At 73.3% G+C, this 15,036-nt stretch carries 13 protein-coding genes; 6 read left to right on the forward strand and 7 right to left on the reverse strand.

Annotation, left to right across the window (positions count from 1 at the left end; translation table 11 throughout):
* Positions 1–365: 365 nt before the first annotated feature.
* From AC067U_RS13775 to AC067U_RS13805, 7 genes are all read right to left on the reverse strand, one after another.
* Positions 366–1,823 carry an aldehyde dehydrogenase family protein gene (locus AC067U_RS13775; protein ID WP_478829860.1) on the reverse strand — a complete coding sequence of 486 codons (1,458 nt, stop codon included), beginning with the start codon at positions 1,821–1,823 and terminating at the stop codon, positions 366–368.
* Positions 1,820–3,559, reverse strand: a complete 1,740-nt coding sequence (locus AC067U_RS13780; protein ID WP_478829861.1) for an N-acyl-D-amino-acid deacylase family protein — start codon at positions 3,557–3,559, stop codon at positions 1,820–1,822. Before AC067U_RS13780 ends, AC067U_RS13775 begins: the two co-directional genes overlap by 4 nt.
* Positions 3,560–3,980: 421 nt before the next feature.
* On the reverse strand, positions 3,981–5,102 hold the full coding sequence (locus AC067U_RS13785) for an LLM class flavin-dependent oxidoreductase (protein ID WP_478829862.1): 1,122 nt from the start codon (positions 5,100–5,102) through the stop codon (positions 3,981–3,983).
* Between the two features lie 93 nt (positions 5,103–5,195).
* A complete protein-coding gene (locus AC067U_RS13790; RefSeq protein ID WP_478829863.1) occupies positions 5,196–5,984 on the reverse strand; it encodes an SDR family NAD(P)-dependent oxidoreductase in 789 nt (262 codons plus the stop codon).
* A 52-nt stretch (positions 5,985–6,036) separates the two neighbouring features.
* The gene (locus AC067U_RS13795) at positions 6,037–6,984 is read right to left on the reverse strand and encodes a TIGR03619 family F420-dependent LLM class oxidoreductase (RefSeq protein WP_478829864.1); all 948 of its coding nucleotides are present in this window, start codon (positions 6,982–6,984) and stop codon (positions 6,037–6,039) included.
* Between the two features lie 141 nt (positions 6,985–7,125).
* Positions 7,126–8,439 carry a sensor histidine kinase gene (locus AC067U_RS13800; RefSeq protein ID WP_478829865.1) on the reverse strand — a complete coding sequence of 438 codons (1,314 nt, stop codon included), beginning with the start codon at positions 8,437–8,439 and terminating at the stop codon, positions 7,126–7,128.
* Positions 8,436–9,113, reverse strand: coding sequence for a response regulator transcription factor (locus tag AC067U_RS13805; RefSeq protein ID WP_478829866.1), 678 nt, complete (start codon positions 9,111–9,113; stop codon positions 8,436–8,438). The genes AC067U_RS13800 and AC067U_RS13805 overlap by 4 nt, the downstream gene beginning before the upstream one ends.
* Positions 9,114–9,203: 90 nt before the next feature.
* On the opposite strand from AC067U_RS13805, the gene AC067U_RS13810 reads away from it, so the two are divergent.
* The 6 genes from AC067U_RS13810 (at position 9,204) to AC067U_RS13835 (ending at position 15,021) form a co-directional block, all read left to right on the forward strand.
* Entirely contained in the window at positions 9,204–9,755 is a 552-nt protein-coding gene (locus tag AC067U_RS13810; protein WP_478829867.1) for a hypothetical protein, read from the forward strand.
* A gap of 23 nt (positions 9,756–9,778) precedes the next feature.
* On the forward strand, positions 9,779–10,882 hold the full coding sequence (locus tag AC067U_RS13815; protein WP_478830115.1) for a peptidoglycan-binding protein: 1,104 nt from the start codon (positions 9,779–9,781) through the stop codon (positions 10,880–10,882).
* Positions 10,879–11,637, forward strand: a complete 759-nt coding sequence (locus AC067U_RS13820) for an ABC transporter ATP-binding protein (RefSeq protein ID WP_478829868.1) — start codon at positions 10,879–10,881, stop codon at positions 11,635–11,637. The genes AC067U_RS13815 and AC067U_RS13820 overlap by 4 nt, the downstream gene beginning before the upstream one ends.
* A gap of 134 nt (positions 11,638–11,771) precedes the next feature.
* On the forward strand, positions 11,772–12,917 hold the full coding sequence (locus tag AC067U_RS13825; protein ID WP_478829869.1) for an ABC transporter permease: 1,146 nt from the start codon (positions 11,772–11,774) through the stop codon (positions 12,915–12,917).
* Positions 12,918–12,983: 66 nt separating this feature from the next.
* The gene (locus tag AC067U_RS13830; RefSeq protein ID WP_478829870.1) at positions 12,984–13,430 is read left to right on the forward strand and encodes an NUDIX hydrolase; all 447 of its coding nucleotides are present in this window, start codon (positions 12,984–12,986) and stop codon (positions 13,428–13,430) included.
* A gap of 142 nt (positions 13,431–13,572) precedes the next feature.
* Positions 13,573–15,021, forward strand: coding sequence for an oxygenase MpaB family protein (locus tag AC067U_RS13835; protein ID WP_478829871.1), 1,449 nt, complete (start codon positions 13,573–13,575; stop codon positions 15,019–15,021).
* The last annotated feature ends 15 nt before the right edge of the window (positions 15,022–15,036 follow it).

Genomic DNA, 15,036 nt, shown 5'->3' on the forward strand with positions numbered 1-15,036 from the left:
CGGCCCCCCGGGCCGGCGGGCGGGGCGGAGCTGTCCGGGGCCCGGGAGGGGAGGGCCGGGCTGCCGGGCGGGGGCCGGCGGTTCCGCTGCGCGGCGCCTTCCCCACCCCGCCCTCCCCCAGACTCCGTCCGGGGGACCCCCATCCCGAAACCGTGGCAAAGCCCCGGACCCCCGTCCCGGGCGGTGCCCCGGCCTTGGCCGGGCGGCGCCCGCCGGCCCGGCAAAGGCCCAGCCCGGGCGGCACGCCCGGGCCCGGCCCGGGATCCGCCCTGAGCCCTCGGGGGCTCCGCCCCAACCCGGTTCGGAGCAGAGCGCCGTAGCCCGGCTCCGGGGTGCGGGGCGGGACGGGGCGGCGGGGCCGGGGGTCAGGTCGTCCAGACGATCGACTGGATCTCGCTGTACGCGTGGAGTGCGTACGAGCCGACGTCGCGGCCGACGCCCGACTTCTTGAAGCCGCCGAACGGCGCCTCCATGTTGCGGCCGATGGTGTTGACGCCCACGCCTCCCGCGCGGAGCCGGCGGGCCACGCGGAAGGCGCGGGCGGCGTCGCCGGACCAGACGTAGCTGATCAGGCCGTAGTCGGAGTCGTTGGCCAGGGCGATGGCCTCTTCCTCCGTGTCGAAGGGGACGACCACGACGACCGGGCCGAAGATCTCCTCGCGAACCACCCGCATGTCGTTGGTGCAGTCCACCAGGAGGGTCGGGGCCACGTAGAAGCCCTTGCCGTCGGGGCGGACTTGCGGGCGTTCGCCGCCCGAGGCGATCCGCGCGCCTTCCTTCCGGCCCAGTTCGACATACGACTCGATGCGGTCGCGGTGGACCTCCGAGATCACCGGGCCGACCACCGTGCCCTGGACCGCCGGATCGCCGACCTTCATGAAGGACAGGTAGCCGGTCAGCTTCTCCACCAGCGCGTCGTGGACCGCGCGGTGCACCAGGACGCGGGTCGGGGCGGTGCAGATCTGCCCGGAGTAGAAGGAGAAGGTGGTGCCGATGCCCATCATCGCCGCGTCGAGGTCGGCGTCCTGGAAGACGATCGCCGCGCCCTTCCCGCCGAGTTCCATCAGCTGCCGCTTCATGTCGCGGCCGCAGACCTCGGCGATGCGCCGGCCGACGGCGGTGGAGCCGGTGAAGGACACCATGTCGACGTCCGGGGAGTCGACGGCCGCCTCGCCGACCTCCACCGACCGGCCGTTCACGACGTTGACCACGCCGGGCGGGGCACCCGCCTCGGCCAGGGCCTCCGCCATCCTGAACACCGACAGGGGGTCCTGCGGGGCGGGTTTGACCACCACCGTGTTGCCCATCGCCAGGGCCGGTGCCACCTTGCCAGCCGGGTTCGCCCACGGGTTGTTGTAGGAGGTGATGCAGGTGACCACGCCGACCGGCTGGCGTACCTCCAGCGCTCCCAGGATCGAGGCCCCGCCCATCGGGCCGGCCTCCGTCACCTGGGGCGGCAGGCCCTTCTCCACGGGTTCCAGGGCCCCGCGCGCGTACCGCCGGAAGCGGGAGACGCCGACGCCCACCTGCATGCCGCGGGCGATCCCGGTCGGGGCTCCGGTCTCCGACCGGGCCAGTTCCGCCCACGGCTCGTACTCGCGCTGGATGATGTCCGCGGCCCGGTCCAGGATCGCGGCGCGCTCCTCCGGCTTCGTACGGGACCAGGTCTCGAACGCCTCCCGGGCCGCCCGCGCGGCCTCGTGGACCTGGGCGCGGGACGCCTCCGGGGCCAGCCCGACGACCGACTCGTCGGCCGGGTTGACGACCTCGTAGGTGCCGCCGTCCGGCTCCACCCACTCGCCGCCGATGAACAGCCGGCTCATCGCGTGCTCACCGTCCTCGTGTCGCGGCCGGACCGGAGGACGATGCCGGGGACGGCTCCGGTGACCTCGTCGTCGCGGATGGTCTCCACGCCGTTGACGCGGACCGAGACCACGCCGATCGCGCGGGAGTCCAGGCGGGGGCTGTCCCCGGGGAGGTCGTGGACGAGGGTAGCGGGGCCCGCGTCGATCCGCTCGGGGTCGAAGAGGACCAGGTCGGCGTGGTAGCCCTCGGCTATCCGGCCGCGCTCGCGCAGCCCGAAGAGCCGGGCGGGGTCGTCGGTCAGCATCTTCACCGCCTGCTCCAGCGGGACGAGCCTGCGGCCGCGCAGGCAGTCGCCGAGGAAGCGGGTGGTGTACGGGGCCCCGCACATCCGGTCCAGGTGGGCGCCCGCGTCGGAGCCGCCGAGCATCACGTCCTCGTGCTGCCAGGTCTCGGCGCGCAGTGCCCAGGTGGCCGGGTCGTTGTCGGTGGGCATCGGCCACAGGACGGTGCGCAGCTCGTCGTTGGCGCAGATCTCGACCAGACAGTGGAAGGGGTCCTGGCCGCGTTCGGCGGCGATGTCGTTCACGACCCGGCCGGTGAGGCCCTCGTTGGCCGCGCTGTAGGTGTCGCCGATGACGTACCGGCCGAAGTTGGCGAGGCGGCGGAAGACCCCGGCCTCCTTGCTGTCGGCGCGGCGCAGCATCTCGGCCCGTACGTCCGGGTCGCGGAGCTTCTCGATCCGCTCTGGGACGGGCAGGGCGAGGACCTCGCCCCAGCCGGGGATGAGGTTGAGGGCGCAGAAGGTGCCCAGCGACATGTTCATGGGGGTGAGGATCGGCATGGTGAGGGCGACGATCCGGCCGCCGGCCTTGCGGGCGCGTTCGCTGGGGACGAGCTGGCGGGGGACGCGTTCGGGGACGGCGGCGTCGATGGTGAGGACGTTCCAGTTGAGGGGGCGGCCGGCGGCGGCGCTCATCTCCACGAAGAGGTCGATCTCCTCGTCGGAGAACTGGTCGAGGCAGCCGGCGACGATGGCCTCCAGCTGGGTGCCCTCGTGGTCGGCGACCGCCCGGGAGAGGGCGAGGAGTTCCTCGGGGCGGGCGTGCCGGGAGGGGACGGGGGCGCCGTCGCCGTCGGAGTGGGTGGCGGACTGGGTGGTGGACAGGCCCCAGGCGCCGGCGTCCATGGCCTCGTGCAGCAGGTCCAGCATCCGCTGGAGCTGCTCCTCGGTGGGCTGTCCGCCGACCGCGGCCTCGCCCATGACGTGGCGGCGGAGCGCGCAGTGGCCGACCATGAAGCCGGCGTTGACGGCGATCCGCCCTTCGAGGGCGTCGAGGTACTGGCCGAAGGTCGACCAGGTCCAGTCGACGCCTTCCTCCAGGGCCGCGAGGGCCATGCCCTCGACCCGGCTCATCATGCGGCGGGTGTAGTCGGCGTCCTCGGGGCGGTCCGGGTTGAGCGGGGCGAGGGTGAAGCCGCAGTTGCCGCCGGCGATGGTGGTGACCCCGTGGTTCATGGAGGGGGTGGCGTACGGGTCCCAGAACAGCTGGGCGTCGTAGTGGGTGTGGGGGTCCACGAAGCCGGGGGTGAGGATCAGGCCCGTGGCGTCCTCGCCGGTCCGGGCCTCCTCGGTGATACCGCCCGGCTCGGCGATGACGGCGATGCGGCCGTCCTTGATGCCGATGTCCGCGACGCGGGCGGGGGCTCCGGTGCCGTCCACGACGGTCGCGCCCTTGATGATGTGGTCGAGCATGACGTCCCTTCTCCTGGCCGGTCGTCTCTCCCGGCCGGCCGGTTGCCGATGCGCTCCGCTTGCGCGGGGCCGGCGGCTCGCTGCGTTGCTGCCTCGCGGCTGTCTTGCTGCCTCGGGACTGCCTTGCGCCGCCGGGCCGCCTGGCCGCCTGGCCGTGTGCTCCCGCACGGCGTGCGTGCGCCCCGGCCGGGGTCGGCCGGGCCGGCCGCGGCCCTGGGCTGACCTCCGGCCGGGGCCGGTTCGGGACGGCGGTCCGGGAAGACGCCGTCCCCGTTCACGCGGACCGGGAATTCCCCCACCCCGCCCTTTCCCGAAAACCGGGACCAAGGCCCCGGCCACCTCCTTCGCCTGTCGGCCGGTGGGGGCTGGTCGCGCAGTTCACCGCGCCCCTGACGGGGCGCCGCGCCGCCCGGCTCCGCCGCTACGCCGATTCGCGGAAGCGGGTCGTGCGGTGCACCGGGTCCGTGTCGATCTTCGGGATGACGTGCTCGCCGAGGAGCTTGATGGTGTTCATGGTGTCCTCGCGCGAGACCCCGGTCGGCAGGCCGAAGGAGAGCTGGTCCGCGCCCGCCTGCTCCCAGCGCTTGCACTGGGCGAGCACCTCGGACGGGTCGCCGCAGATCATCAGTTCCTCGGCGATGAGGAGTTCGATGATCTCCGCGTTGTACTCGGGGAGCGTCTCGGGCCACTGCGGGATGGCCTCGGGGCGCGGGAAGGTGTCGTGGTAGCGGAAGACCAGCGACTGGAAGCGGTTCATGCCGGCGTTCACTGCGATCTCGACGGCCTTGTCGTGGGTCTCGGCGCAGATCGCCGTCGAGGTCACCATGACGTTGTCGTTGACGAAGGCGCCGACGGCCTTGGCCTCCTGGATCGCCGTCTTGTACTGCTCCAGCACCCACTCCATGTCGGAGACCTTCTGGACGCTGAAGCCGAGGACGCCGAGGCCCTTCTTCGCGGCCATGGCGTACGAGGACGGGGAGCCGGCCGCGTACCACATGGCGGGGTGGGCCTTGCCGTACGGCTTGGGGAAGACCTTCCGCGGTGGCAGGGACCAGTGCTTGCCCTGGAACCCCTCGTATTCCTCCTGGAGGAACATCTTGGGGAACTCCGCGATGGTCTCCTCCCAGATCTCCTTGGTGTGGTTCATGTCCGTGATGCCGGGCAGGAAGCCGAGGATCTCGTGGCTGCCGGCGCCGCGGCCGGTGCCGAACTCGAAGCGCCCCTTGGAGAGGTGGTCGAGCATGGCGACCTTCTCGGCCACCTTGACCGGGTGGTTGACCTGGGCGAGCGGGTTGAAGATGCCGGAGCCCAGGTGGATGCGCTCGGTGGCGTGGGCGAGGTACCCGAGGAACACCTCGTTCGCCGACAGGTGGGAGTACTCCTCCAGGAAGTGGTGCTCGGACGCCCAGGCGTACTTGAAGCCGGACTTGTCGGCCTGGATGACGTACTCGGTCTCCTCGATCAGCGCCTTGTGCTCTGCCTCGGGGTCGACCTTGGACCGCGCTTCAGGCACGTATCCCTGCACGAAGATGCCGAATTCCAAGGGGGCTCACCGTCCTTTGATTTCTGACGCATCGTCAGATTGATGGTTCGACTGTTCCATTCACGGAGTGCCGCGTCAATACCTGACGCTGCGTCAGAGAATGCTCACCCCGGCCATCCAGCCGCCGTCGATGACGAACGGCTGACCGGTGATGTACGAGGAGTCCTCGCTGGTCAGGAAGAGGGCCAGGCGGGCCACCTCGGCCGGCAGGCCGGCCCGGCCCAGCGGCACCACCTTCCGGTAGAGCTCGGCCATCGCCTCGGTGGCCTCGGCGGACGGCCCCTCCGGGTCCAGCAGCGCCGGATTCGCCATGGGGGTGTCCACCGCGCCCGGGCACATGGCGTTGACCCGGATGTTCTTGGCGGCCAGCTCCAGCGCCGCGACCCGGGTCAGCCCGACGATCGCCGCCTTCGTCGCAGCGTACGACCCCACGAAGGCCATACCGGTCAGGCCGGTGTAGGAGGAGGTGTTGACGATGGTGCCGCCGCCCGCCGCCTCGATCTCCGGGGCCACGTTCTTGATCCCCAGGAACGCGCCCACCTGGTTGACCTGCACGATCTGCTGGAACTCGTCCAGCGGCGTGTTCACCAGCTCGTTGAAGCGCAGGATGCCGGCGTTGTTGACCAGCCCGTCGATCCGGCCGCCGAACGCCTCCTTCGCGGCGGCCACCGCCGCCGCCCAGTCCTCCTCCCGGCTCACGTCCAGCCGCACGTAGCGGGCGTTCTCCTCGCCGATGTCCTTGGCGACCCGCACGCCCTGCTCGTCCAGCACGTCACCGAGCAGCACCTTCGCGCCCTCGGCGGCGAACAGCCGGGCCTCCTGCTCGCCCTGGCCGCGCGCAGCCCCGGTGACGATGACGACGCGCCCGTCCAGTTTCCCCACTGCCTGTCTCCTTCACCTTCGCCGTGACGGCCGCGAAGTCGCGGCGGTCGCATCAGTCGTTGAGCAGCGGGGCCACCTCGGCCCCGAAGGCGGTGATCTGGTCGCACAGCTCGGCCCGGTCCCGGCTGCGGAAGCGCACCTGGATCTGGTCCACGCCCAGCGCGGCGTACTCGCGCAGCGACTCGGCGAGCCGCTCCGGCTTGCCCGTCAGGGTGCGGCGGCCGGTCTCCCAGCCGGGCTCGCCGACGTACAGGGCCTCGGTGATCGCCCCGATCTCGACCGGCTCCGCGATCCCCGCGGCCTCCCGCAGGGCACGTATCCGGGCGATCTGGGCCGGCAGCCGGTCCCGCGGGTCACCCTGGGGCAGCCAGCCGTCCCCGCGTACGGCGGCCCGCCGGACGGCGGCCGGCGAGGAGCCGCCCACCCACACCGGAATCCGCTCCTGGGCCGGGCGGGGCAGCTGGCCGAGCCCCTCGAACCGGAAGAACTCCCCCTCGAACTCGGGGAACTCCTCGGGGCCGAGCGCCGCGCGCAGCGCGTCCAGCACCTCGTCCAGCACGGCTCCGCGCCGCTCGAAGTCGACCCCGAGGACCTCGAACTCCTCCTGGACGTGTCCGGCGCCGACCCCGAGGATCAGCCGCCCGCCCGACAGGTGGTCGAGGGTCGCGTACTGCTTGGCGCTGATCAGCGGGTGCCTCAGGGCCACGATCGCCACGTGGCTGAGCAGCCGGACGCGCTCGGTCACCCCGGCGAGGAAGGACAGGGTGGCGACCGGGTCGTACCAGACGGTGCTCATGGCGGCGGCGAGCCGACGCGGGATGGCCACGTGGTCACAGGAGGCCAGATAGCCGAATCCCGCCCGGTCGGCGGCCCGGGCGACCTCCGCGAGATCGGCCGCGGTGGCCGAGGCCTCCCAGGGCTCGGCGTAGATGGTGCTCTGCGACTGCACCGGGAGCTGCATCCCGTAGACCAGCCGCCCCTCCGGAAACACGCGTCCCATGACGCCCCCTTCACCCGAACATCCGAACACCCGACCGCCCGAACCCGAGACGGCTCCGCCGAGACCTGACGATCCGTCACATCAGTTCGGGGTCATCGTCGTGGCTGACTGACCGTCAGGCAAGGGGTGGGGAGGGCGGGGTCAGGACGAACGGTCCGGGCCCGCCGCACGCGTCGGCGGCAGGGCAGCCGGAAAGCGGACACGCACCGTGAGGCCGCCGTCCGGCGCCGGGTTGGCCTCCGCGGAGAGTTCCGCGCCGTGCGCACGGGCGATCGACGCGACGATGGACAGCCCCAGGCCGGCCCCCTCACCAGGCAGGTGGCGGCGTTCCGCGCGGCGCCGGAAGGGCTCCAGGAAGGCCGGGACCTCCGCCGGGCCGATCACCGCGCCGGTGTTGGAGATGGTCAGCAGGCCGTCGGCGGAGGTGCGGAGCGTGATGCGGCCGCCCGGCCGGTTGTGCCGGACCGCATTGGCCAGGAGGTTGCCCACGAGGTGCCCCAGCAGCTGCCGGTCACCCGTCACCGGCAGCGGGGCGAGGGCCCGCTCCACCCTCAAACGGGCCACGGCCTCCCCTTCCCCTGCCTCCACGGCGGCCAGTCCGTCGGCCGCGAGCACCGCCAGGTCCACCTCCTCCGTCGCGGACGTGCCCTCCTCTGAGACCGCCAGCAGCAGGAGGGACTCGATGAGGTGCTCGCCGGCCACGACCGTGTCGATCAGCTTCGACCGGATCCGGGCCACCTTCTCCGGCGGCGGATCACCGGCCAGCCCGATCTCCGCCGCAGACCGCTGCACGGCCAGCGGGGTGCGCAGTTCGTGCGCCGCGTTCGCCGCGAACCGCCGCTGCGCGGACACCAGGTGTTCCATCCGGTCGAGCATCCCGTCGAAGGTGTCCGCGAGGCGCTTCAGCTCACCCGGCGGAGCCTTGAGCCCGATCCGCTCGTGCAGGTTCTCCCCCGACAGCCGGTGCGCCGTCTCGGTGATCACGCCGACCGGGCGCAGCACCCGCCCGGCCATCCACCAGGCCAGCCACACCGAGAGGACGGCGAACACGGCGAGCGCGAGGAGGGAGACGGTCAGCAGGTCGTGCAGGGTGGCCCGCTCGGCCGCCGCGGAGAGGTTCTGGGTCACCCGGTACCGGCTCAGCTCCTCGGGGGACAGCCCGGCGCCCGGGGGCAGCGGCATGGCGGGGACCGGTTCCTTCAGTCCCTTCGGCAGGTCGTCGAGATCCTTGAGGTCCACCTGCTTGCCCGGCATCACGGTCGTGGTGAGCGCGCCGTTGATCGTCGCCAGCAGGCCCTTGCGAAGCAGTACGTAGACCAGGGCGACCAGACCGCCGCCCGCGAGCACCAGCAGCGAGCCGTAGAGGGCGGTGAGACGGGCACGCTCGCTGCGGGGCAGGGGCAGGGGCAGGCGGGGCATGTGCCCGGGGCCGGAGAGCCGGGCGGGCAGAGTCACCGGGGGCCCGGCACCGGTGCCGGGATGCGGTAGCCCGCGCCCGGCACCGTCTCGATCAGCGGCGGTTCGCCCAGCTTGGAACGCAGCTTGCTGAGCGTGACCCGGACCGCGTTGGTCCGGTAGCTGGTGTCCTGCTCCCACACCTGCTCGATGAGGTCCTCGTTGCTGACCACCGCGCCGTGCGCGCGCAGCAGCGCCTCCAGCACGGCGAACTCCTTGCGGGACAGGGCCAGCCGGCGCCCGTCCCGGCTCGCCGAGCGGGCGGCCGTGTCCACCGCGATCCCGGCCCGTTCCAGCACCGGCGGGAGGGCGGGGCGGGCCCGCCGCCCCAGCGCCAGGACGCGCGCGAGCAGCTCGTCGTACGCGAACGGCTTGGTGAGGTAGTCGTCGGCCCCGAGGCCGAGCCCGGCCACCCGGTCCCGGACCGTGCCGGAGGCCGTCAGCATCAGCACCCGGGTGAGCAGGCCGTCCCGTACGACCTGCCGGCACACCTCGTCGCCGTGCAGACCGGGCAGGTCCCGGTCGAGAACCAGGACGTCGTACTCGCCGAGCCCGAGGCGGCGCAGCGCCTCCAGGCCGTCGGCCGCCTCATCGACGGCGATCGCGTCGCGCCGAAGCCCCTCGGCGATCATCTCCCGGAGGAATTCCTCGTCCTCCACCACCAGCACCCGCATGGGTCCCTCTCTATCCGAAACCGGGGTTTCGCCGTTGTAAGCGGATGCTGTGAAGGAGACGAAACACGGTCCCGGAGCAGGCTCGGGCGCATGAATCGATCCCTCACCACGACCACCACCAGGACCACGACGATGACTGCGGCGGCGGCCGCGCTGCTCACCGTGCTGGCCCTCACCGCGACCGCCTGTACGAGCGGGGACGGCGGGAAGGACTCCGCCGCGGACGGCTCCACGGCCGGCCGGAGCACGGGCGGTCCGGGCGGCCCGGGCACCTCCGGCGGTGACGCAGGGAAGACCGCCGACGACGCCCTCAAGCTCCGCCGGTGCCTGCGCGAGCAGGGCCTGGACGCCCCCGACCCGCAGCCCGGCCAGGATCCGCGGGCCATGACCCTGGGCGGTGACGCCGACCCGCAGAAGATGCAAAAGGCCATGGAGGCGTGCGGGATGAAGGGGCCCGGCGCGGGTGGCGGCCCCACCCAGGCGGAGAAGGACCAGCAGCTCAAGTGGGTCCAGTGCATGCGCAAGAACGGGGTCAACCTCCCTGACCCGCAGTGGCAGGGCGGCATGCGCTCCGCCACCGAGATACCCAAGGGGCAGGAGAAGGCGTTCGAGGAAGCCTCCGCGAAGTGCGAGACCCCGTGACCCCGCGGCGCGGCGCGTGGCTCATGGCCGGGCTGGCCGGACTTCTGGCGGTGGGCGGCGGCGGGTACCTCGTACTCGACGGCCGGACGACGGACGGCACGCGGAACGAACGGTCCGCCGACGGGCTGCCCCCGGCCACGGCCCCCGTGGTGCGCGGGGACCTCAGCGCCGGGGTGCAGGTCGACGGCGTCCTCGGCTACGCCGGGGAGCGCAGGCTCAACGCGGCCGGTCCGGGCGTGCTGACCTGGATCGCGGCCGAGGGCGCGGCGGTCGAGCGGGACGGGAAGCTGTACGAGCTCAACGGCCGCCCGGTGCGGCTGATGTACGGCTCCTCGCCGATGTACCGGTCGCTGAAGGCCGGGGACAAGGGGGAGGACGTCAAGCAGCTCAAGCGGAACCTGCGGGCGCTGGGCCACGGGGCCGGACTGGACCCGGAGGACGGGAAGTTCACCGAGGGCACGGTGACCGCGGTCAAGCACTGGCAGAAGTCCCACGGCATGAAGCAGACCGGCGAGGTCGCCCGCGAGGACGTGGCCTTCGCCGCCGGACCCCAGCGGATCGGCAAGGCCCAGGCCGCCGTCGGCGACGAGCCGGGACCTAACCGGCCCGTGCTCGGCGTGACCGGCACCGAGCGGATCGTCCGCCTGGCGCTGGACGCGGCGCAGGCGGGCACCGCCAGGGCCGGGGACCAGGTGTCGGTGTCCCTGCCGGGCGGTGGCACGGCCGCCGGGCGCGTCGACGCGGTCGGCACGGCCGCGGGCCCGGACGACGGGGGCGGCGGTTCCGGCGGAAACGGAGGCGGAGGGGGCGGGGGCGGGGGCGGGGGCGGGAGCGACGGCAAGGCGAAGGTCGAGGTCTCCGTCGTCTTCGACGACGCGGCCGCGGTCAAGGCCCCCGACCGGTCCCCGGTCTCCGTGCGGCTGACCGGCGAGACCCGCCGGGGCGTCCTTTCGGTGCCGGTCAGCGCCTTGCTGGCGCTGACCGGCGGCGGGTTCGGCGTCCAGGTCGTCGAGCACGGGACCGTCCGCGAGGTGAAGGTCGAACCGGGCATGTTCGGCCAGGGCCGGGTCGAGGTCACCGGCGGCGGCCTGAAGGAAGGGATGGAAGTGGGGGTCCCCGCCACATGAACCGGGAGAAACCCGCAGTCGGGCCGCCCTACGCACCCGCGCCCACATCCGCGCTCGCGCCCCCGGCCGTCGTGGAACTGGCGGGGGTGACCAAGGAGTACCCGGGCGGTGTCACCGCCCTCGGCGGCGTCGACCTGACCATCGCCTCCGGCGAACTCCTCGCCATCGTCGGCCCGTCCGGCTCCGGCAAGTCCACCCTCCTGCACGTCATCGGCACCCTGGACCGGCCCACCGCCGGCCGGGTGGTCATCGCCGGCCACGACGTCGCCGCGCTCTCCGACCGGGCGCTGTCCGCCCTGCGGTCCCGGCACGTCGGCTTCGTCTTCCAGTCCTTCCACCTGGTCCCGGGCATCAGCGCCCGCGCCAACGTCGCCGAGGGCCTGCTGTACTCGGGGCTGTCCCGCGGCGAGCGCCGGCAGCGGGCCGAGGAGGCCCTGGACCGGGTCGGGCTCGGCAATCGGATGGACCACCGGCCGCACGAGCTCTCCGGCGGCCAGAAGCAGCGGGTGGCCATCGCCCGCGCGGTGGCCGGCGGACCCGACCTGCTGCTCGCCGACGAGCCCACCGGCGCCCTGGACACGACGTCCGGGCAGTCCGTCATGGAGCTCCTGCACGAACTCAACCGGGAGGGCGCGACGATCGCCGTGATCACCCACGACAACGAGATCGCGGCGGGCCTGCCCCGGTCCGTCCGGGTCCGGGACGGGATGGTCGTCGAGGACACCGCCCGGCACGCGTCGGCGGGAGCCAGGTGATGGCCGGTAGGAGAGCGCGTACGAGCGGGCGTACGAGAGCCCGTACGGCGCTCAGGACACCCCGACTCGGACCGCCCCGACTCGGACCGCCCCGACTCAGGCCGCCGCGCCTCTCGCCGCGTGACGTCCTGCACGTGGGCTCGGCCGGGCTGCGCTCCCGCCCCGTGCGGGTCGTCCTCTCCGCGCTGGGCATCGCCATCGGTATCGCGACGATGATCGCGGTGGTCGGCATCTCCTCCTCCAGCCAGGCGAAGCTGCTCCGCGAACTGGACCGGCTCGGCACCAACCTGCTGGTGGCGACGCCGGGGCAGACGATGTTCTCCGGCCAGGACACCCGGCTGCCGCCCGAGGCGCCGGGCATGGTCTCCCGGATCGAGGGCGTGCGGTCGGTCGTTGCGACCGGCGAGGTGAAGCACTCGGTGCGGCGCAGCGAGCACATCCCGAAGGAGGAGACCGGCGGGATCTCCGTGCAGGCCGTCCGGGACGACCTGCTGGGCACCCTCCGGGCCGAGGTGTCCCGGGGCACCTGGCTGAACGCCGCCACCGGCCGCCATCCGACGGTGGTGCTGGGGGACGTCGCCGCCCGCCGGCTCGGGATCACGGCACCGGGGCAGCAGGTCTTCATCGGCGGCCGGCACTTCACGGTGGTGGGCGTCCTGGCACCGGTGCCGCTGGCACCGGAGATCGAGCGTTCGGCGCTGGTCGGCTGGGACGCGGCGCGCGGTCTGCTGGGCTTCGACGGGCATCCCACGGCGATCTACGAGCGGTCGGCGGACGACGCGGTGGCGGCGGTCCGGGATGCCGTCCCGCGGGCCGCCAACCCGCGCTCCCCGCACGCCGTCTCGGTCACCGACCCGTCGGCGGCACTACAGGCGAAGGCGGCGACGGAGGGCGCCTTCAGCACCCTGCTGCTGGGGCTGGGCGGGATCGCCCTGCTGGTCGGCGGAGTGGGCGTGGCGAATACCATGATCATTTCGGTGCTGGAGCGCCGCCACGAGATCGGTCTGCGGCGCTCGCTGGGCGCGACCAAGGGGCAGATCCGGATCCAGTTCGTGACGGAGTCCCTGCTGCTGTCCGGCCTCGGCGGCCTGGCGGGCATCGCGCTGGGCGCGGCGGTGACCGGTGTCTACGCACGGACCGGCGACCTGCCGTGGGTGGTGCCGCTCTGGTCGGTGAGCGGAGGCTTCGCCGCGACCCTGGCGATCGGCACGGCGGCGGGCCTCTATCCGGCGGTCCGCGCGGCCCGCCTCTCGCCGACGCTGGCCCTGGCGACGGGGTAGCGCCGCCGGTCCGGACCGGGCGAAATCCCCGGGTCCGGACCGGCATCCGCGTCGTACGCTGGTCTGATGCGAACTCCCAGGCGTGCCGCCCGCGTTGTCATCCTGTCCCCCAACGGATCGGTGTTCCTCTTCCGAGAGGACAACGTCGAAGTGGGCATCCACTGGCTGCCGCCCGGCGGCGGCATCGATCCGGGCGAGAGCCCCGAGCAGACCGTCGTACGGGAGCTGCGCGAGGAGACCGGCTGGACGGACCTCACCCCGAAGCGGCTGCTCTGCACCTGGGAGCACGACTTCACGCACGAGGGCGTGCCGGTTCGGCAGCACGAGCACATCTACGTCACCGACGGGCCGGCCCGGGCCCCGAAGAAGACGGAGAACGGCCGCGGCACGTGGCGCTGGCTGGACCGGCCCGCCCTCTCGGCGCTCACGGAGCCGACCTGGCCGCCGGGCCTGTCGAACCTCCTGGCCGGGCCGGCCGAGCAGGGCCCGGTACACCTCGGCCTGGTGCGCTAGCCGAGCGGCTCCCGCCACCATGCGTGCGGTCGTTCGCAGCGACGCACGTCAGGGTGATCGTCGTCGTGATCCCGCCCCGGGCGCGTGGTGCGGGCGTTGTACGTCCTGTCGGCCCCGGCCCCCGCAGCCCCAGGAGCACCACGTGACGCCCACGCCCACACCCCCGCCCGCCCCCTTAAGCACGGCACCCGACAGCCCCCTGCGCCGGACCCTCGGCGAATGGCGCATCGGGCTGGTGGCCTGGCGGCTGCTCGTCCTGCAGACCGCGCACCCCGCCGTCGCGGCCGGGACCGCCCGCTACTCCACCTACCGGGCCCACCCCTGGCGGCGCATCGAGCACACCATGGACAGCGGCAGCCGGCTGTTCTTCTCCGGGCCCGAGGACCGGCAGCGCGAGATCGCCCGCCTGGAGCGCACCCACCGCCGGATCCGCGGCACCGATGACGCCGGCCGCCCGTACAGCGCGGAGGACCCGGAGGTCCGCGCCTGGGTGATGGTCACCCTGTACGAGGCGATGACGGCCATGCGCGAGCTGTCCGGCGATCCCCTCGGGCCCGCCGAACTGGATGCGCTGTACGCCGAGTTCAAGGAGGTCTGCGACGCCCTCGGCATCCCCGAGGAGGTCCTCCCGCCGACCGCCGCCGACGTACCGGCCTACGTCGACCGGACCGTCCGCGAGGTGCTCGAATGCGGCGAGCAGGTCCGCTACCTGCTCTTCGAGATGCTCCGCGAGGCCCCCGCGCCGCGCCGGCTCGGCAGGCTCCGGCCCGCCTGGCCGCTGCTGCGCACCGTCGCCGCGGCCGTGCTGACCAACCTCACCGTCGCCGACCTGCCCCCGGCCTGGCACGAACGCTTCGGCATGCCCCGGACCCGTACCGCCGCCGCCCTGTCGTGGACGGTGCACCGCGGCATGCGCCAGATCATGACCCGGCTGCCGGACCACCTGCGCTACCGCAGCCACGGCGAGGCCGGGGGAACGGGCGAAGGGGAGGCCGGCCGCCAGTCCGGGGCCCGCCCCTCCCGGACCGCGCGCCTGCCGAAGCCCCGTACGGCCGACTCCCGGCCGGCCCGGCTGGAGGCGTTCTTCCGCCAGGTGCTCGACCAGACCGGCGACGGCCGGGTCGACTCCGCCGACCTCCAGGCGATGGTGCACAACGTCTGCTGGCAGCTGGAGCTGCCCGTTGAACGCGAGGACCGCCTCTACGCCGCCTTCGAAACCTGGTGGAAGCAGCTGTGCGCGGCCATGGACGCGGACGGCGACGGGGTGGTGGAGTGCGCCGAGTTCGTGTCGGCGATGCTCAAGGGCATCGACGGGGATCCCGAGTACCTGGAGCGGGGCCTGGCGCCGGCGATGCGGGCGCTGTTCCGGGCGGCCGACACCGATGCCAGCGGGCATCTGTGCGCGGACGAGTACCGCACCCTGTTCGGCGGCTCCCGCGTCCACCCGGCCGAACTCAACGACGGCTTCCGGCAGCTGGACGCCGACGGCGACGGGCGGATCAGCGAGGACGAGTTCGCCGCCGCGTTCGCCGACTTCTTCACCGCCCGGACGGACACGGTCGCGGGCGTCGCCCTGCTGGGTCGCCCCTGACGCCTCCCGGAGCCG

This window comes from Streptomyces sp. NPDC043853, assembly GCF_056436025.1.